Raw genomic sequence first — 18,029 nt, 5'->3', positions numbered from 1 at the left:
GCAACCATTTACAGGTGGATGAAATAATGAGTAATTTGAAAGCAGTTATTCCGGTAGCGGGCCTTGGGATGCACATGTTGCCAGCCACTAAGGCAATTCCCAAAGAGATGCTGCCGATCGTCGACAAACCCATGATTCAATACATCGTTGACGAAATTGTGGCTGCAGGGATCAAAGAAATTCTGCTGGTGACTCACGCGTCTAAAAACGCCGTTGAGAACCATTTCGACACCTCTTATGAATTAGAGTCTCTTCTGGAGCAGCGTGTAAAGCGTCAACTGCTGGCAGAAGTGCAGTCTATTTGCCCTCCGGGTGTAACGATCATGAACGTGCGCCAGGCACAACCGCTTGGGTTAGGCCATTCCATTCTTTGCGCACGCCCGGCAATCGGCGATAACCCGTTTGTGGTTGTTTTACCGGATATCATTATCGATTCCGCGAGTGCTGACCCGCTGCGCTATAACCTCGCGGCAATGGTCGCGCGCTTCGAAGAAACCGGACGCAGCCAGGTGCTGGCAAAACGTATGCCGGGCGATCTTTCTGAATACTCTGTTATTCAGACAAAAGAGCCGCTGGATAACGAAGGTAAAGTCAGCCGCATCATTGAATTCATTGAGAAGCCGGATCAACCACAAACACTGGATTCCGATCTCATGGCGGTAGGGCGTTACGTCCTTTCAGCGGATATCTGGGCTGAACTGGAAAGGACGGAGCCGGGTGCCTGGGGCCGTATCCAGCTAACGGATGCTATTGCAGCGTTGGCGAAAAAACAGTCAGTTGATGCGATGCTGATGACGGGCGAAAGCTACGATTGCGGGAAAAAGTTGGGTTATATGCAGGCGTTTGTGAAGTATGGTCTGCGTAATCTGAAAGAAGGGCCAAAATTCCGCAAAGGCATTGAGAAGTTGCTTAGCGAGTAAGCTTTAAAAACCTATGGTCTTAACGACCATAAAATAGACAACGGTAGTAAACATTCAAAGTGGTTATGTCAATACTCTGAGAATGTTGCTGCCGTTTTTTTATTTTTGCAGAAACCTATTAAATTTCAGAGGGTTGTATATTCAGGGGAGATCTGCATTTTATTAGATTTCTTCTTGTTTCTGACTTCAATTGGTAAGACAATTAGTGTTTGAGTTTCGGGGCTTTGCGCGGTGTGCAGAGTTCAACATGCCTATGGAAGTACGTAGTGCTCTGGTAGCTGTTAAGCCAGGGGCGGTAGCGTGCCCTAAATTCCGTTTCATTGAAGCATAAATCTGCATTTTAGTGCTGATATTATCAATATCTGGATTAATAAAAGTGAAAATACTTGTTACTGGTGGGGCGGGTTTTATAGGATCTGCTGTTGTTCGTCATATTATAAATAATACGCAGGACAGTGTCGTCAACGTTGATAAATTAACGTATGCGGGTAACCTCGAATCACTAACTGATATCGCTAATAACGAACGCTATTCTTTTGAGCATGCAGATATATGTGACTCAGAAGCCATGGTGCGAATCTTCAATGAACATCAACCGGATGCCGTGATGCATCTCGCGGCTGAGAGCCATGTGGATCGTTCCATTTCCGGCCCCGCTGCCTTTATTGAAACGAACATTGTGGGGACTTATGTCCTTCTGGAGGCCGCACGCCAGTATTGGTCCATCCTGGACGATGTGAAAAAAGCAAAGTTCCGTTTTCATCATATTTCGACTGACGAAGTTTATGGCGATCTCCCTCATCCGGATGAAGTCGGGCAGGGGAGTCCCCTCCCACTATTCACAGAACAAACCGCATATGCGCCGAGCAGCCCCTATTCAGCCTCTAAAGCATCCAGCGATCATCTGGTTCGCGCATGGCTGCGCACCTATGGTTTACCAACCATCGTAACCAACTGCTCAAACAATTACGGTCCTTATCACTTCCCTGAAAAACTGATTCCGTTAGTGATACTTAATGCGCTGGAGGGGCGAGCTTTGCCTGTTTACGGCAAGGGTGACCAAATCCGTGACTGGTTGTATGTAGAAGATCATGCGCGTGCACTCTACACCGTTGTTACTCAAGGGAAACCGGGTGAAACGTACAACATTGGCGGCCATAACGAGAAGCAGAACCTGGACGTGGTGCATACGATTTGCGATCTGCTTGATGAGATTGCACCTAAAGAGGGGACTTATCGCGATCAGATTACGTATGTTGCTGACCGGCCGGGTCATGATCGTCGCTACGCCATTGATGCAGAAAAAATTAGTCGTGAGTTAGGATGGAAACCGCAAGAGACTTTTGAAAGCGGGATTCGTAAAACCGTTCAATGGTATCTGGCAAATACCCGGTGGGTTGAAAATATCAAAAGCGGTGCCTATCAAAGCTGGATCGAAAAGAATTACGGGGAACGACTGTAATGAATATTCTGCTGTTTGGTAAAACAGGACAGGTGGGATGGGAACTACAGCGTTCGCTCGCTCCCCTTGGAAATCTTATTGCGCTGGATGTTCATTCGACCGATTACTGCGGTGATTTCAGTAATCCGCAAGGTGTGGCTGAAACCGTCCGTCGTATTCGCCCGGATGTGATTGTCAACGCCGCAGCCCATACGGCCGTTGATAAAGCAGAATCTGAAGTTGAATTTGCGCAATTACTTAATGCAACCAGCGTTGAAGCGATCGCCAAAGCTGCCGATGAAATTGGCGCATGGGTGATACATTATTCGACAGATTACGTTTTCCCTGGCACGGGAGAAACGGCATGGCGAGAAACTGACGAGACGGCCCCGCTGAATGTTTATGGTGAAACCAAACTCGCGGGCGAAAAGGCGCTGCAGGAAAATTGCGGCAAGCATCTTATTTTCCGTACCAGTTGGGTCTATGCAGGTAAAGGGAATAATTTCGCGAAAACAATGCTGCGCCTTGCAAAAGAACGCCAAACGCTGTCCGTTATCAACGATCAGTTTGGCGCGCCAACTGGCGCAGAATTGCTGGCAGACTGCACGGCACATGCTATTCGTGTTGCAATGAATAAGCCTGAGGTTGCAGGTCTTTATCATCTGGTTGCGAGTGGAACGACAACCTGGCATGAATACGCTTCCCTGGTCTTTGAAGAAGCACGTAAAGCCGGTGTCGAATTGGCCGTCACGCATGTTAATGCTGTGCCAACCAGCGCTTATCCTACGCCAGCCCGACGTCCGAATAATTCCCGGTTGAATACGGATAAATTTCAAAATGAATTTGGATTAGTATTGCCAACCTGGGAAGCAGGTGTCAAACGTATGTTGGCTGAGCTTTTTACATCAACGACTATCTGATTCTAATTTAAATGCCCGCTTGCGGGCATTTTGTATTTAAGAGAAATTGACATGAAAACGCGTAAAGGGATTATTCTGGCCGGTGGTTCAGGTACTCGTCTGTATCCGGTGACTATGGCAGTCAGCAAACAGTTATTGCCAATTTACGATAAGCCGATGATTTATTATCCGCTGTCAACGCTGATGCTGGCGGGAATTCGGGATATCCTCATTATCAGCACCCCACAGGATACACCACGGTTTGAACAATTGCTCGGAGATGGAAGTCAATGGGGACTGAATCTTCAATATAAAGTACAGCCGAGTCCGGATGGTCTGGCGCAAGCTTTTATCATTGGTGAAGAGTTCATTGGTAAAGATGATTGTGCCTTAGTATTGGGCGACAATATTTTCTACGGTCATGATTTGCCAAAACTGATGGATACCGCGGTAAATAAAGAAAGTGGCGCAACTGTTTTTGCATATCACGTTAATGATCCGGAACGTTATGGCGTTGTTGAGTTTGACAAAGATGGCACAGCGATATCTTTAGAAGAGAAGCCTCTTGAGCCTAAAAGTAATTATGCGGTAACCGGGCTTTATTTCTATGACAATAGCGTGGTTGAAATGGCTAAAAATCTAAAGCCTTCCGCGCGTGGGGAACTGGAAATAACTGATATCAACCGTATTTATATGGAACAAGGAAGGCTTTCTGTCGCTATGATGGGACGAGGCTATGCATGGCTGGATACCGGCACACATCAAAGCCTGATTGAAGCGAGTAACTTTATTGCGACTATCGAAGAGCGCCAGGGGCTGAAGGTTTCTTGTCCTGAAGAGATAGCCTTTCGCAAGGGGTTTATTGATGCTGAGCAGGTCAAAAAACTTGCGGCACCGTTATCAAAAAATGCCTATGGGCAGTATCTCCTGAAGATGATTAAGGGCTATTAATAAAATGAATGTAATCAAAACAGAAATCCCTGATGTACTCATTTTCGAACCAAAAGTTTTTGGCGATGATCGCGGCTTTTTCTTTGAGAGTTTTAACCAAAAAGTATTTGAAGAAGCTGTAGGTCGGAAGGTTGAATTTGTCCAGGACAATCATTCAAAGTCAAAAAAAGGCGTTTTACGCGGTCTTCACTATCAGCTAGCCCCGTTTGCTCAAGGAAAACTAGTGAGATGTGTCGTAGGTGAAGTATTTGATGTGGCAGTTGATATTCGCAAATCATCCCCGACCTTTGGGAAATGGGTAGGTGTTAACCTTTCAGCCGAAAATAAACGCCAGCTATGGATTCCTGAAGGATTTGCACATGGGTTCTATGTGCTACAGGATAACACAGAATTTGTTTATAAATGTACTAATTTTTATAAACCATCATTTGAACAAGCATTACTTTGGAATGATCCAGTTTTAAATATCACTTGGCCAGTAATTGATAAATTATCACCAATCATTTCGGAAAAAGATCTCAACGGTGATTTGTTAGAAAATAACATTTCCTTTTAAAATGATGATATAAAAATGAGTCTTATCAAGCATAGTATATATAATTTAGCTGGATTTGCGATACCCACCATAATCGCGATTCCATGTTTGGGAGTGTTAGCCAGAGCATTAGGGCCAGAATTGTTTGGGCTATTTACCCTTACTTTTGCAATTGTAGGCTATGCTAGCATTTTTGATGGAGGAATAACCAGGGCTGTTATTCGTGAAATATCAATTTTAAGGGGGGAAGACGCTGAACAGAAGAAAGTAATAGGTACAGCAACAGTTATTGTGCTTATGCTAGGAATGTTTGCAAGTCTTATGCTATACAGTTTTGCCAGTCAATTAGCAGTACTACTTAAAGTTTCAAATGTGCATTATAATGATACTGTTGTATCATTTAGAATTCTTTCAGTAATAATTCCAATTTATTTAGTTGGTCAAATTTGGTTGGCATATTTAGAAGGGATGGAAAATTTCGGTAGTATTAATATACAGAGAGTTATTAGTAGTTCTATATTAGCTTTCCTTCCAGCAATATTAACAAGCTATGAGCATTCACTAATTTATGCTGTAGTAGGCTTGATGCTGGGTAGAATAATTACATTCATCATGGTAGCTGTTTCCATAAGACATTTGCTTTTTGATGTGACTTTCAAAATTCACAAGTTAACTCTAATTCGATTGGTTAGCTTTGGAGGTTGGATGACTATTAGTAATATAATTAGTCCAATTATGGTCTACTTTGACCGATTTGTTATTTCAAGCCTATTGGGCGCAAATAAGATAGCTTTCTATACTGCACCAGCTGAGGGCGTTGCTAGACTTTTGAATATCCCAACGGCTTTATCGCGAGCACTGTTTCCTAAATTAAGTAATATTCAAACAAAAAAAGAACAGTATCAACTTGAAACAAAGAGTTATTTTATTATTTCATTAGTATGTCTGCCAATAGTTATTTTAGGGTGCATATTCTCATCATTCATTCTATCTACTTGGCTGGGGCCTCAATATGCAGGCAATAGCTCGACTATATTATGCATTTTGCTACTTGGATTTTATTTTAACTCATTAGCACAGATACCATTTGCAATTATTCAAGCAAAGGGTAGGTCAAAAATTACAGCATTTATTCATGCGTTTGAAGTGATTCCTTATTTAATAATTCTCTTTGTACTAACTGAGCATTTTGGTTTAATTGGTACATCTGTCGCGTGGTCTCTTCGTACTTTATGTGATTTAATCTTGTTGTATTTTTTTTCAAAAAGGTAAAATATGTTTGTTGATATAGTTATGGCATCATACAATGGTGCTTCTTTTATACGAGAGCAAATTATCTCCATACAAAATCAAACATATAAGAACTGGCGATTGCTTATCAGTGATGATTCATCCTCCGATAATACTGTAGGAATAATAAATGAAATGTCATCATTGGATAAAAGGATAGTATTAGTAAATTGTGAGCGACAGGGGGGGGTCATAGAAAATTTTGCTAAAGCCTTAGAATTTGTAGAAGCAGACCATATTTTTTTTTGTGATCAGGATGATATATGGCCACCTGAAAGACTGGATGTTATGCTCTCTGAATTTTTATCAATTGAAAGCGATGTACCATTAATGTTATTTACAGATCTTAAACTCATAGACGAAAAAAATAAAACTCTAAATAGTAGTTACTATGAGGCTAATAATATTCTGCCTCAAGAAAACCTAGACTTTGATAGATTGCGGTGGAAATCCAGTATTTATGGTTGCTCAACATTAATAAATAGAAGATTGCTCCAATTAGCAATGCCTTTCCCCAAAAATATTACAATGCATGATCATTGGTTAAGCATAGTCGCGCATGTTAGTGGGCAGTTAAGATATTTTGATTACAAATCGGTAAGTTATAGACAGCATTCTTCAAATGTGGTTGGTGGACGCAAAAATACAATTCTTGGGAAAATGAGTAATATCAAAAAATATCTGGAAAAAATCAAAGTTGCTGTAATTAAAACTCTCATCATGCAGCAAGCTTTAGATGAACGTTTTTCAATTGGCTTTGATAAAAAAATATTCTTATTTCAAAACTTAGTCCCTTACGTCAAACATGGTAGTAAGAAAATTTATACTCTAATATTTATATGGTATTACATTAAATGCTCTATATAATTTTCTTTCTTCTATTAGGTTATGTTCTTATTTTCCTTACAAATACCAGACAATGTGGTGTTATTGCATTGGTTTTGTCAATTGCTTATCTTATCTTGGCTTATCCCAGTGGCAATGATTGGTTAGGTTATTTTAGCAATTATGATTGTATATGGAATGATGTTTGTCAACCTGATAGCGTTTATTTTGAACCCGGTTATACATTTTTAGTTTACGCATTAGGTTTTGCGGGGTATTATCTATTTAGTATAATATTATCAGGGCTTGTTTTAATTCGACTCTACTATTTTTGCTGTAAATTCGATAAACCAGCCTTGGTGTTTTCTTTTTTCATGGCTATGTTTATATGGGTCTTATATTTCGAAGCGATTAGACAAGCCCTGGCACTAACATTTATTTTATCAGCAATAATTGAAGTATATCGGCAGCGAAAAATGAGATTTATCTTGTTTGTATTAGCTGCAAGTTTATTTCATACCTCTGCATTTATTTTTGTTGTCATGTTAATACCAATGCTAAATTGTAGGCTGAGTAAAAAATTAGAGACGCTAGTGTTAATTTTTGCTTGTTGTTTTATTCTTATACCGGAACAGCTGATAAGTTTTCTCATCTCGTGCATGCCATCAAACTCCCCCGTAGCATTAAAACTCTATTTTTATTTAAATACTGAACAGTATAAACCTCAACTTTCTATTGGCATAGGCGCATTATTTGATTTAGTACTCATATATGTAATCGTTTTCTCAAGGAGATTAATATATTCTCTAAACTATCATACAAATGATAAATATTACTATATGAATGCTGTTACTTCATTTGGTGTAGTATTATTTATTACTTTTGCCATTCTTATAGGGAAAGTTATGCCCGTAATGACTAGAGTTGGATGGTATTTTTTCCCATTTATCGTTTTCTGTATTTATGTTAATTTGGGACGCTCAATTATATTTCCTTATATTCCCACTAAAAATATTTTTATAAAATATCTGATATTTTTATTTATGGCAATTCAAACCTTGCGTCCATTTATGTATGATATTAGCAGATATAATTTAGTAACTCAGAAAACTATTGTACAAAGAATTGATGATCTTACTGATAGTCAACTTAGGTTAGAAGCAAAGAAAAAATGTGATGTATTATACAGTCTCGATGCAGGTTTTCTCTGCTCACTCTAGTTTAGATTGGCATATAGGATAATTATGAAGAATGTTATTGTTTCAGCAACTGCTCTGGCAAGTAGTGGGGGTTTAAGCATTCTTAAACAGTTTCTTGCGTTTGCATCCACTCAAATAGATATTACTTTTTATATATTCACTCCAGGAAATGTTGAGCTAAAAATCCCTAAAAATGTTGTTAGGATTGAAATCCCATCTAAAAATTGGCTGCAAAGGATTTATTGGGATGTTTTTGGATTAAGACAAGCAATTAAAGCGTTAAATATTGAATATAGTTCTGTAGTATCATTGCAAAATACAAGTGTTAATGTTGATGGAAAACAACTTGTCTATATTCAGCAATCAATACCTTTTTCAGATATTGATACACCGTTTACGAAAATTGGGATAAAAATTTGGCTTTATAAAATATTCTATTCTCATTTTATTTTCCTTTTCTCATCCAAAGTGGATACTTGGTTGGTCCAAACTGAATGGATGCGCCAAGCTGTAATTAAGAAAAAAAATATATCTCCACATCAAATACAGGTTGTAAAACCAAAATTTAGGCTAGATTATGTTGAGAGAATTGAAAATAGCGCTGATAAAAATTTAACAAATATTTTATATCCAGCAACACCTTTTTATTATAAAAATCATAGGTTTTTTATAGATATTTTAAAAAAAATAGCTCCAGAACATTTAAAAGAAATACGAGTGCATTTTACGTTTAAGCCTGAAATGGATGTGGATTTAATTAGATATATATCAAGTCAAGGACTTATCGATAATTTTGTTTTTCATGGTGTATTATCGCAACAAAAATTATACGAGTTGTATAGCTCTGTTGATTTTATCCTATTTCCAAGTCGATTAGAGACAGTTGGTTTGCCTCTAATTGAAGCTGCATACTTGGGTAAGTTAATACTCGTTAGTGATCTTCCCTATGCTCATGAAGCACTACAAGATTATGAAGGAGCCTTTTTCTTTAGCCATGAAGATGAAAATATATGGGCTGAATTTATTATAAAATACCGTAAGGGCGAAGTACCAGAAAAATATCCACCATTAACTGACATTTCATCAGATGGCTGGAACGTGTTAGAAAATTTTTTTTGAGGGGGTATAAATGTTTAAAAATAAAACTTTATTAATTACTGGTGGAACAGGTTCATTCGGTAACGCAGTATTGCGTCGATTTCTTGAGTCAGACATTGGTGAAATCCGTATTTTTAGTCGTGATGAAAAGAAACAAGATGATATGCGCAAAAAATACGCAAGTGATAAATTGAAATTCTACATTGGTGATGTAAGAGATTATAACAGTGTTTTAGCTGCGACTCGTGGCGTTGATTATATTTATCACGCAGCGGCATTAAAGCAAGTACCATCATGTGAGTTCTATCCGATGGAAGCGGTTAAGACCAACGTTATCGGTACAGACAATGTATTAGAGGCAGCGATCACCAACAAAGTTAGCCGCATTGTTTGCTTAAGTACTGATAAAGCTGTATACCCTATTAATGCGATGGGTACATCCAAGGCTATGATGGAGAAGGTAATCGTAGCTAAGTCGCGCAATTTGCCTAAAGACATAACTATTTGTGCTACTCGTTATGGTAATGTAATGGCATCACGTGGCTCAGTAATTCCATTATTTATCAATCAAATCCTTGAGAATCGGCCTATCACAATAACTGATCCAGAGATGACTCGCTTCATGATGACTTTGGATGATGCCGTTGATTTAGTCTTACATGCATTTGAGCACGGTACGAATGGTGATATTTTTGTACAAAAAGCTCCTGCTGCTACTATTGATACACTTACCGCTGCGATACTTGAAGTGACTAAAGCAAAGGATCATCCAATCAATGTCATTGGAACTAGACATGGAGAGAAATTATTTGAGGTCTTATGCAGCCGTGAGGAGATGCTCGTAGCTGAAGATCAAGGCAATTACTATCGGATCCCATGTGATAATCGTGATCTTAACTATGAGAAATTTTTTGAAGAGGGAACCAGGGAAATCAAAGCAATTGATGATTACAATTCGCATAATACTCATCGTTTGAGTGTTGAAGAGATGATTGCACTCCTACGCCAATTGGATTACATTAATAAAATTGAGTCAGGTGAGAGGGCTGATCCTGATGTGTAATAAGATTCTGATTCTTGGCGCGAATGGTATGTTAGGCAGCAGTTTGCTACGATACTTTTCATCGAGGAATTCATTTGAAGTTTTAGGAACGACAAGAGATGTCGCGATAGCTGGATTTCTGCAAGCGAAGCATAATGCCAAAATCATTAGCGGTATAGATGTAAAAAATATATTCCAATTGCAATCTCTAATTAAAGAAAAACAGCCTGGAATAGTTTTAAATTGTGTTGGAATTATCAAGCAACTAGATGCTGCTAAAAATAACATTGCCTCAATTGAAATAAATTCGTTACTTCCTCATAGATTGGCAGAAATTTGTTCTTATAACAATGCCAAACTTATCCATTTCTCTACTGATTGTGTTTATAAAGGAGATAGAGGAAATTATGCTGAGGATGATGAACCGGATGCTATAGACTTGTATGGAAGATCTAAGCATTTAGGCGAAGTCAGTTATGATGGGCATCTAACATTACGGACATCAATTATTGGTCATGAACTCAATACTCATCATAGCTTGATTAATTGGTTTCTGTCACAGCAGGACACTGTAACTGGCTATACAAATGCCATTTTTTCTGGATTACCTACCTGCTATGTTGCAGAAGTATTGGAGCATTATATTTTTCCTAACGACTTATCTGGGCTATACCATCTAAGCGTAGATCCTATAAGCAAATATGAATTGCTCGGTATTGTTAATAAAATTTATGAAAAAAAATTAGAGATTCAACCGTCTGGAGAGCTTAAAATAGATCGTAGTCTCGATTCAAGAGCTCTTCGTAATTTTACAAATTTTAATCCACTCCCATGGGAAAACTTAATCGAGAAAATGTACGATGAATACAAAAGATATTTCTAGATCAAAATTGAAGGTTATGACAGTTGTTGGTACTAGACCTGAAATCATTCGTCTATCCCGTGTTATTGCAATTCTTGATGATTTCACTGAGCATTGTCTGATTCATACTGGTCAAAATTATGATTACGAATTAAATGAAGTTTTTTTTAATGAACTAGAAATTCGTAAACCTGATTATTTTTTGAATGCAGCAGGGAGAAATGCAGCAGAAACTATAGGTAATGTAATCATTGAAATTGATAAAATTTTAGAGAAATTACAACCAGAGGCACTTTTAATTCTTGGGGATACAAATAGTGCTCTCGTCTCTATTGCTGCCAAGCGTCGAAAAATCCCTATCTTTCATATGGAGGCTGGCAACAGGTGTTACGATTTCAGGGTTCCCGAAGAGATCAATCGAAAGATTGTCGATCATATCTCTGATATCAATTTAACTTATAGTGAAATTGCAAGGGAATATCTTCTTCGGGAGGGATTACCAGCTGATCAAATCATTAAAACCGGTAGCCCAATGTTTGAGGTTTTAAATTTTTACAAGGATAAAATTTCTGAATCGAATATTTTAAATACGCTTAATTTGGAAGCGGAGAATTATTTTCTTGTAAGTACTCATCGTGAGGAAAATGTTGACTCTCCACAGAAATTAGTATCCCTTATCAAGACGTTAAATATTTTGTCTGATAAATATGGCATCCCGGTTGTTGTTTCAACTCATCCAAGGACAAGAAATAGAATTGATCAGCTTAATATTCCTGTAAGCAGAAATATTAATTTCTTAAAGCCATTTGGTTTTATTGATTATGTCCATTTGCAGCAAAATGCTAGAGTAGTTCTTTCTGATAGTGGAACTATAACTGAAGAATCATCTATTCTTAATTTTCCTGCCTTAAACCTACGTGAAGTGCACGAGCGTCCTGAAGGGTTTGAAGAGGCTGCTGTCATGTTTGTAGGCCTGGATACAAATCGAATTATTCAGGGTATTGAAATTTTACAGAATCAGAAACGCGGTGAAAACGAGCGCGATTTACATATGGTATCTGATTATCAGATAGACAATGTTTCAGTCAAAGTATTAAGAATTATTATGAGTTATACTAATTATGTTAATCAAAAGGTTTGGAAGAAATTTTAATGCGTATTGCGTTAATATGTGATGACTATTTGCCTGATAGTACACGCGTAAGTGCCAAAATGATGCATGAGTTGGCTTGTGAATTGTTACAGCTCGGTCATAGTCCAATTGTGATTTGTCCAACAGATATGAGTAAGGAACTCGAGATTATCGAATTGGACGGCATTACTGTTTACAAATTCCCTAATGGAACCTTGAAAGATGTAGCTAAATTTAGAAGAGCTATTAACGAAAGTTGTCTATCATTTAATGCTTGGCGAATATTAAGGAAGAGACTTTGCCAAGAGAAAATTGACGGAATAATCTACTATTCACCATCAATATTCTTTGGCCCATTCGTTCGAAAGTTAAAAACATATTGGAATTGTAAATCATATTTAATTCTTCGAGACTCTTTCCCTCAATGGCTTGTTGATCAAAATATTATAAGAAAAAATGGAGTAATTGAAAAATATTTTCGCTATTTCGAAAAATTAAACTATAACGCAGCTGATTGCATAGGTTTAATGTCTGACAAAAACAAGGAAATATTTAAGCATAATTATGGCGACAATTATTTCATTCAGACTTTATATAATTGGGCTGATTTCAAAGGCACAAAAGATATTTGTGCCAGTTCGCTGAGAAAACAATTAGCACTAGAATGTAAAGTCATTTTTTTTTATGGTGGCAATATCGGGCATGCTCAAGATATGCACAATTTGCTCCGACTTGCCAAAGCTATGTCTTGTCATCCAGAAGCTCACTTTTTGTTTATTGGTCAAGGGGATGAAGTTTCTCTTGTCCAAAGTTTTATTGAGCAAAATGCTTTGACAAATTGTACTTACCTTCCCTCAATTAGCCAAGATGAGTTTAAATCAGTTTTGAAGGTTGTTGATGTTGGTTTATTTAGTTTAGCAAAAAAACATTCAGTTCATAATTTTCCTGGAAAATTGCTGGGATATATGGCAAATAAAATACCAATCTTGGGTAGTGTTAATGAAAACAATGATCTTATGTTAGTTATTAACGATGCCAGCGCAGGAATAGTTCATGTGAATGGTGACGACGAAGCGTTAATTGCATCCGCAAAAAAATTAGTGGAAGATTCTCAGTTACGTAAAAATTATGGTGAGAATGCATTTGCGCTTTTACAGGATAAATTTTCCGTTGAGGTAGCTGCTGTTAAAATACTTGAAAAACTTTTTGGTTAGAATGTTGAGGTGGTTATAATGAATGTATCTATTTTTACTCATGAACAAATTGACACGCTTGTACAGGAAGCAATAAATTCACCTCGATTGAGAGTTCATTCTGTTCTTCATGAAAGCCATCACGATATTGTGCAGCGAGTTATTATTGCTTTAGCAGAGGGGACATATATCCCGCCTCATTGTCATGAGCTGCCAAATCAATGGGAGCAATTTCAAATAATAAGAGGTGATGTTGACTTACTCATATTTGATGATGCTGGATACATAGTCGATATTATTGCTCTCGGTGAAAGACAAGATAATTTCTTAGCACTCATTCCACCATTAACCTATCATACCTTGATATGCCGTTCTGCTTCGGCTGTTATTATGGAAGTGAAGGAGGGACCTTTTGATGAGCATTTTGCTAAGTCAGTTCCAAAATGGTCAAGTTCTGAAGATGTTTCGATGATAGCTCGACAATCTATTATGAAAATGATGTCAAATCTGGTGATTGGGAAAAATTTTTGTACTTAATTCTCTTGGGTTTCATATTATTGCTTAATATTTTTCATTTTATTCTTAGGTTTTTATTCAAACTAAGATTAGGCTATCTTACTTCCAAATCCTGAGTTAACATCTTCAATACATTCAAGCCGCGCATACGTCGCGTGGTGACCACACCTGACAGGAGTATGTAATGTCCAAGCAACAGATCGGCGTCGTCGGTATGGCAGTGATGGGGCGCAACCTGGCGCTCAACATCGAGAGCCGTGGTTATACCGTCTCCGTGTTCAACCGCTCCCGTGAAAAGACCGAAGAAGTAATTGCCGAAAATCCAGGCAAGAAACTGGTGCCTTACTACACGGTGAAAGAATTCGTTGAATCTCTCGAAACGCCTCGTCGTATCCTGTTAATGGTGAAAGCAGGGGCAGGGACCGATGCGGCCATTGATTCCCTGAAACCTTTTCTGGATAAGGGCGATATCATCGTTGATGGTGGTAATACGTTCTTCCAGGACACGATCCGTCGTAACCGTGAGCTCTCTGCTGAAGGCTTTAACTTCATCGGTACTGGCGTCTCTGGTGGTGAAGAGGGGGCGCTGAAAGGGCCTTCTATCATGCCTGGCGGACAGAAAGAAGCGTATGAACTGGTAGCGCCGATCCTGACGAAAATTGCAGCTGTGGCGGAAGATGGCGAACCATGCGTCACCTATATTGGTGCCGATGGCGCAGGTCACTATGTGAAGATGGTTCATAACGGCATTGAATATGGCGATATGCAATTGATAGCTGAAGCTTATTCTCTACTGAAAGGTGGTTTGAACCTCTCTAATGAAGAGCTGGCAAGCACCTTTACGGAGTGGAACAACGGTGAGCTTAGCAGCTACCTGATCGACATCACCAAAGACATCTTCACGAAAAAAGATGAAGAAGGTAAATACCTTGTCGATGTCATCCTGGACGAAGCGGCTAACAAAGGTACAGGGAAGTGGACCAGCCAGAGTTCTTTGGATCTCGGAGAGCCACTGTCTTTAATCACCGAGTCGGTATTTGCACGTTACATCTCCTCTCTGAAAGATCAGCGTGTTGCTGCATCTAAAGTGCTCACGGGGCCGAAAGCGCAGCCTGCAGGTGACAAAGTTGAATTTATCGAGAAGGTGCGTCGTGCGCTGTACCTCGGTAAAATTGTTTCCTATGCTCAGGGCTTTTCGCAGTTGCGCGCTGCGTCTGATGAGTACAACTGGGATCTGAACTACGGTGAAATCGCGAAGATTTTCCGTGCCGGCTGTATCATCCGCGCCCAGTTCCTGCAAAAGATTACTGACGCTTACGCGAAGAATGCAGGAATTGCAAACCTGTTGCTGGATCCGTACTTCAAGAACATCGCTGATGAATACCAGCAGGCACTGCGTGATGTGGTTGCCTATGCTGTTCAGAACGGTATCCCGGTTCCTACGTTCTCTGCTGCTGTTGCCTACTATGACAGCTACCGTGCCGCAGTGTTACCGGCCAACCTGATCCAGGCGCAGCGCGACTACTTTGGCGCCCATACCTACAAACGTACTGACAAAGAAGGTGTTTTCCATACCGAATGGCTGGAATAACCGCTTTGTAATTCTCTATTGCCCGGTTTATACCGGGCTTTTTTTTATCCTGATTCTTATTGCATATTTTTCATTGCTTAATATTAACTTAATATTCTGCATTTAGGATGATAAAGATAATCCTAATTGTAATTGGCTTCGTTGACACTCTGCTCGCTCTGACGCTAAAACGTTTATAACGTGTCAGGGTGCAAATACATCATGATGTCTGGTTAAGTTAATTCTGAGAGCATGAAATGAAAATTACCGTTTCCGGTACCGGGTATGTGGGCTTGTCTAATGGTTTGTTAATCGCGCAGCATCATGAGGTGGTTGCGTTAGACATCATTCCCGCTCGCGTTGCAATGTTAAATGATCGGATATCTCCGATTGTTGATAAGGAAATCCAGCAGTTTTTAAGTTCAGAGGAAATTAACTTTAAGGCAACGCTGGATAAGATTGAAGCATATACAAATGCCGATTATGTCATTATTGCGACGCCGACTGATTACGATCCGAAAACGAATTATTTTAACACTTCCAGCGTAGAGTCTGTTATTCAGGACGTACTCAATATTAATCCGAATGCGGTGATGATTATTAAATCTACTGTGCCCGTTGGTTTCACTGCGGCAATGGGGAAAAAATTCAATACGCAAAACATCATTTTCTCTCCAGAATTTTTACGCGAAGGGAAGGCGCTGTATGATAACCTTCATCCTTCCCGGATCGTCATCGGCGAACGTTCAGCGCGGGCAGAGCGTTTTGCAGCACTGCTTCAGGAAGGGGCTATCAAGCAAGATATTCCGACACTGTTTACCGATTCCACTGAAGCCGAGGCGATTAAACTTTTTGCGAATACCTATCTGGCAATGCGGGTCGCTTATTTTAACGAACTGGACAGCTACGCTGAAACGCTGGGACTGAATACGCGGCAAATCATTGAAGGTGTCTGTCTGGATCCGCGAATTGGCAATCATTATAACAATCCGTCTTTTGGTTATGGCGGTTACTGTTTGCCTAAAGATACCAAACAGCTTCTGGCAAATTATCAGTCTGTTCCGAATAATATTATTTCGGCGATTGTGGATGCTAATCGTACCCGTAAAGATTTTATCGCTGATGCCATTCTTGCGCGTAAGCCTAAAGTGGTTGGTATATATCGCTTAATAATGAAAAGTGGATCAGATAATTTCCGTGCCTCTTCAATTCAGGGCATCATGAAACGTATAAAAGCTAAAGGTGTTGAAGTAGTGATTTACGAACCGGTTATGCAGGAAGAAACATTTTTCAATTCCCGTGTGGAACGTGAATTAACTCACTTTAAAGCACTTTCTGATGTCATTATCTCAAATCGTATGGCCCCGGATCTGAAAGACGTCACTGATAAGGTTTATACTCGCGATCTCTTCGGGAGTGATTAAGTGCCAACCTTGGGGAACGGACTCCCTGTTAACCGCTTAAAAAAGCGTCACTAATTTTTGCCATCCTGTCAATTTTCCTATGGAAAAAATTAAGTTTCCAGATACACTGTTTCGAGCTTAAGCCTATTCATATTCAGGATATTGATGACAGTGGAAAATAACATCCTTTCTGGTCGCAACAATGAGCCGGAACAGATTGATTTAATTGATTTATTGGTTCAGCTTTGGCGTGGAAAAATAACCCTCATTGTGTGTGTTATTATCGCGATTCTGTTTGCTGTGGGCTATCTGACCGTGGCGAAAGAGAAATGGACCTCAACGGCGATAATCACTCAACCCGACGCAGGGCAATTAGCGGAATATACTAATGCAATGGGCGTTCTCTATGGCGCAGATGCCCAAAAAATTAGTGATGCACAGACAAGTTTTATAGGCCGTTTCAATTCTGCGTTTTCTGCACTGAGTGAGACGCTTGACAACCAGGCTAAACCAGAAAAATTGACTATCGATTCATCCGTCAAAGGTCAGCCGCTACCCTTGAAGGTCACTTATCAGGCTCCAACGGCGGAAGATGCCCGGAAAACACTGGCAAAATATATCCAGCAAATTGATGAGTTGGTGGCTAAAGAAATCAATGCTGACCTGGCAATGAGCATCACGTCGCGAACATCTGATTTAGAACAATCATTGATAGCGCAGGAAAAGGTAGCGAAAGAGCAGAAATCTCTGCGTATTGCGCAAATCAGCCAGGCGTTATCCGTTGCCAGACAGGCTAATATCAAGCTGCCTCAGGTTCAACAAGCCGATCAGGTTTCCCAGGACACGATGTTTATGTTAGGGAGTGACGCACTTTCTTCAATGATTGAGAACGAAGCGACGCGTCCGTTAACCTTCTCTGATTATTACTATCAGACACGTCAGAATCTGTTAGCGGTCAAAGCACTGAAAATCGATCCGGATAGTATTCATGCCTATCGTTACGTCATGAAGCCGACTTTGCCAATCCATCGTGACAGCCCGAAAAAGGCCATTACGCTGGTGCTTGCCGCCTTGCTTGGCGCGATGATTGGCGCGGGTGTGGTTCTGGGACGTAACGCGTTGCGTAGCTATAAACCAAAAGCAAACTAAGCCA

Annotated in this window: 17 protein-coding genes; all 17 read left to right on the top strand. The window is 39.6% G+C overall.

Annotation, left to right across the window (positions count from 1 at the left end; genetic code table 11):
• The first annotated feature begins 26 nt into the window (after positions 1-26).
• The 17 genes from galF (at position 27) to wzzB (ending at position 18,025) form a co-directional block, all read left to right on the top strand.
• Entirely contained in the window at positions 27-920 is an 894-nt protein-coding gene (gene galF / locus WB371_RS06100) for a UTP--glucose-1-phosphate uridylyltransferase GalF (RefSeq protein ID WP_336219207.1), read from the top strand.
• A gap of 376 nt (positions 921-1,296) precedes the next feature.
• Positions 1,297-2,382 carry a dTDP-glucose 4,6-dehydratase gene (rfbB, locus tag WB371_RS06095; RefSeq protein WP_336219206.1) on the top strand — a complete coding sequence of 362 codons (1,086 nt, stop codon included), beginning with the start codon at positions 1,297-1,299 and terminating at the stop codon, positions 2,380-2,382.
• Positions 2,382-3,281 (top strand): dTDP-4-dehydrorhamnose reductase, encoded by a 900-nt coding sequence (rfbD, locus tag WB371_RS06090; RefSeq protein WP_336219205.1) that lies wholly within the window; start codon positions 2,382-2,384, stop codon positions 3,279-3,281. The genes rfbB and rfbD overlap by 1 nt, the downstream gene beginning before the upstream one ends.
• Before the next feature lie 51 nt (positions 3,282-3,332).
• Complete coding sequence (gene rfbA / locus WB371_RS06085; RefSeq protein WP_336219204.1) at positions 3,333-4,211, top strand: glucose-1-phosphate thymidylyltransferase RfbA; 879 nt, start codon at positions 3,333-3,335, stop codon at positions 4,209-4,211.
• Between the two features lie 4 nt (positions 4,212-4,215).
• Entirely contained in the window at positions 4,216-4,767 is a 552-nt protein-coding gene (gene rfbC, locus WB371_RS06080; protein WP_336219203.1) for a dTDP-4-dehydrorhamnose 3,5-epimerase, read from the top strand.
• 15 nt (positions 4,768-4,782) lie between these two features.
• Positions 4,783-6,018, top strand: coding sequence for a flippase (locus WB371_RS06075; protein WP_336219202.1), 1,236 nt, complete (start codon positions 4,783-4,785; stop codon positions 6,016-6,018).
• A 3-nt stretch (positions 6,019-6,021) separates the two neighbouring features.
• Complete coding sequence (locus tag WB371_RS06070) at positions 6,022-6,903, top strand: glycosyltransferase family 2 protein (RefSeq protein ID WP_336219201.1); 882 nt, start codon at positions 6,022-6,024, stop codon at positions 6,901-6,903.
• A complete protein-coding gene (locus tag WB371_RS06065) occupies positions 6,891-8,081 on the top strand; it encodes an EpsG family protein (protein WP_336219200.1) in 1,191 nt (396 codons plus the stop codon). Before WB371_RS06070 ends, WB371_RS06065 begins: the two co-directional genes overlap by 13 nt.
• Positions 8,082-8,105: 24 nt before the next feature.
• Positions 8,106-9,179, top strand: coding sequence for a glycosyltransferase (locus WB371_RS06060; RefSeq protein WP_336219199.1), 1,074 nt, complete (start codon positions 8,106-8,108; stop codon positions 9,177-9,179).
• A 10-nt stretch (positions 9,180-9,189) separates the two neighbouring features.
• Positions 9,190-10,221, top strand: coding sequence for a polysaccharide biosynthesis protein (locus WB371_RS06055; protein ID WP_336219198.1), 1,032 nt, complete (start codon positions 9,190-9,192; stop codon positions 10,219-10,221).
• Positions 10,214-11,083 (top strand): SDR family oxidoreductase, encoded by an 870-nt coding sequence (locus WB371_RS06050; RefSeq protein WP_336219197.1) that lies wholly within the window; start codon positions 10,214-10,216, stop codon positions 11,081-11,083. Before WB371_RS06055 ends, WB371_RS06050 begins: the two co-directional genes overlap by 8 nt.
• Positions 11,061-12,215, top strand: a complete 1,155-nt coding sequence (gene wecB / locus WB371_RS06045; protein WP_336219196.1) for a non-hydrolyzing UDP-N-acetylglucosamine 2-epimerase — start codon at positions 11,061-11,063, stop codon at positions 12,213-12,215. The genes WB371_RS06050 and wecB overlap by 23 nt, the downstream gene beginning before the upstream one ends.
• Positions 12,215-13,408: a glycosyltransferase family 4 protein gene (locus WB371_RS06040; RefSeq protein ID WP_336219195.1), complete on the top strand. Its 1,194-nt coding sequence runs from the start codon at positions 12,215-12,217 to the stop codon at positions 13,406-13,408. The genes wecB and WB371_RS06040 overlap by 1 nt, the downstream gene beginning before the upstream one ends.
• Positions 13,409-13,426: 18 nt before the next feature.
• Positions 13,427-13,924 (top strand): WbuC family cupin fold metalloprotein, encoded by a 498-nt coding sequence (locus tag WB371_RS06035; RefSeq protein WP_336219194.1) that lies wholly within the window; start codon positions 13,427-13,429, stop codon positions 13,922-13,924.
• 163 nt (positions 13,925-14,087) lie between these two features.
• Positions 14,088-15,494, top strand: coding sequence for an NADP-dependent phosphogluconate dehydrogenase (gene gndA / locus WB371_RS06030; protein ID WP_336219193.1), 1,407 nt, complete (start codon positions 14,088-14,090; stop codon positions 15,492-15,494).
• Between the two features lie 236 nt (positions 15,495-15,730).
• Positions 15,731-16,897 carry a UDP-glucose 6-dehydrogenase gene (ugd, locus tag WB371_RS06025; RefSeq protein ID WP_336219192.1) on the top strand — a complete coding sequence of 389 codons (1,167 nt, stop codon included), beginning with the start codon at positions 15,731-15,733 and terminating at the stop codon, positions 16,895-16,897.
• 144 nt (positions 16,898-17,041) lie between these two features.
• On the top strand, positions 17,042-18,025 hold the full coding sequence (gene wzzB, locus WB371_RS06020) for an LPS O-antigen chain length determinant protein WzzB (RefSeq protein WP_336219191.1): 984 nt from the start codon (positions 17,042-17,044) through the stop codon (positions 18,023-18,025).
• Positions 18,026-18,029: the final 4 nt, after the last annotated feature.

Origin of the sequence: Citrobacter amalonaticus (assembly GCF_037053465.1) — a bacterium.
Taxonomy (GTDB): Bacteria; Pseudomonadota; Gammaproteobacteria; order Enterobacterales; family Enterobacteriaceae; genus Citrobacter_A; species Citrobacter_A amalonaticus_H.
Note: the sequence above shows the minus strand (reverse complement) of the source record. Positions and strands in the feature narration are given on the sequence as shown.

Excerpts from the sequence above, each read along its gene's own strand:
- wecB (WP_336219196.1), top strand. The coding sequence starts at position 11,061 with ATGAATACAAAAGATATTTCTAGATCAAAATTGAAGGTTATGACAGTT.
- gndA (WP_336219193.1), top strand. The coding sequence starts at position 14,088 with ATGTCCAAGCAACAGATCGGCGTCGTCGGTATGGCAGTGATGGGGCGC.
- WB371_RS06065 (WP_336219200.1), top strand. The coding sequence starts at position 6,891 with ATGCTCTATATAATTTTCTTTCTTCTATTAGGTTATGTTCTTATTTTC.
- rfbA (WP_336219204.1), top strand. The coding sequence starts at position 3,333 with ATGAAAACGCGTAAAGGGATTATTCTGGCCGGTGGTTCAGGTACTCGT.
- rfbD (WP_336219205.1), top strand. The coding sequence starts at position 2,382 with ATGAATATTCTGCTGTTTGGTAAAACAGGACAGGTGGGATGGGAACTA.
- WB371_RS06075 (WP_336219202.1), top strand. The coding sequence starts at position 4,783 with ATGAGTCTTATCAAGCATAGTATATATAATTTAGCTGGATTTGCGATA.
- WB371_RS06060 (WP_336219199.1), top strand. The coding sequence starts at position 8,106 with ATGAAGAATGTTATTGTTTCAGCAACTGCTCTGGCAAGTAGTGGGGGT.
- galF (WP_336219207.1), top strand. The coding sequence starts at position 27 with ATGAGTAATTTGAAAGCAGTTATTCCGGTAGCGGGCCTTGGGATGCAC.
- ugd (WP_336219192.1), top strand. The coding sequence starts at position 15,731 with ATGAAAATTACCGTTTCCGGTACCGGGTATGTGGGCTTGTCTAATGGT.
- WB371_RS06040 (WP_336219195.1), top strand. The coding sequence starts at position 12,215 with ATGCGTATTGCGTTAATATGTGATGACTATTTGCCTGATAGTACACGC.
- wzzB (WP_336219191.1), top strand. The coding sequence starts at position 17,042 with ATGACAGTGGAAAATAACATCCTTTCTGGTCGCAACAATGAGCCGGAA.
- WB371_RS06035 (WP_336219194.1), top strand. The coding sequence starts at position 13,427 with ATGAATGTATCTATTTTTACTCATGAACAAATTGACACGCTTGTACAG.
- WB371_RS06070 (WP_336219201.1), top strand. The coding sequence starts at position 6,022 with ATGTTTGTTGATATAGTTATGGCATCATACAATGGTGCTTCTTTTATA.
- WB371_RS06055 (WP_336219198.1), top strand. The coding sequence starts at position 9,190 with ATGTTTAAAAATAAAACTTTATTAATTACTGGTGGAACAGGTTCATTC.
- WB371_RS06050 (WP_336219197.1), top strand. The coding sequence starts at position 10,214 with ATGTGTAATAAGATTCTGATTCTTGGCGCGAATGGTATGTTAGGCAGC.
- rfbC (WP_336219203.1), top strand. The coding sequence starts at position 4,216 with ATGAATGTAATCAAAACAGAAATCCCTGATGTACTCATTTTCGAACCA.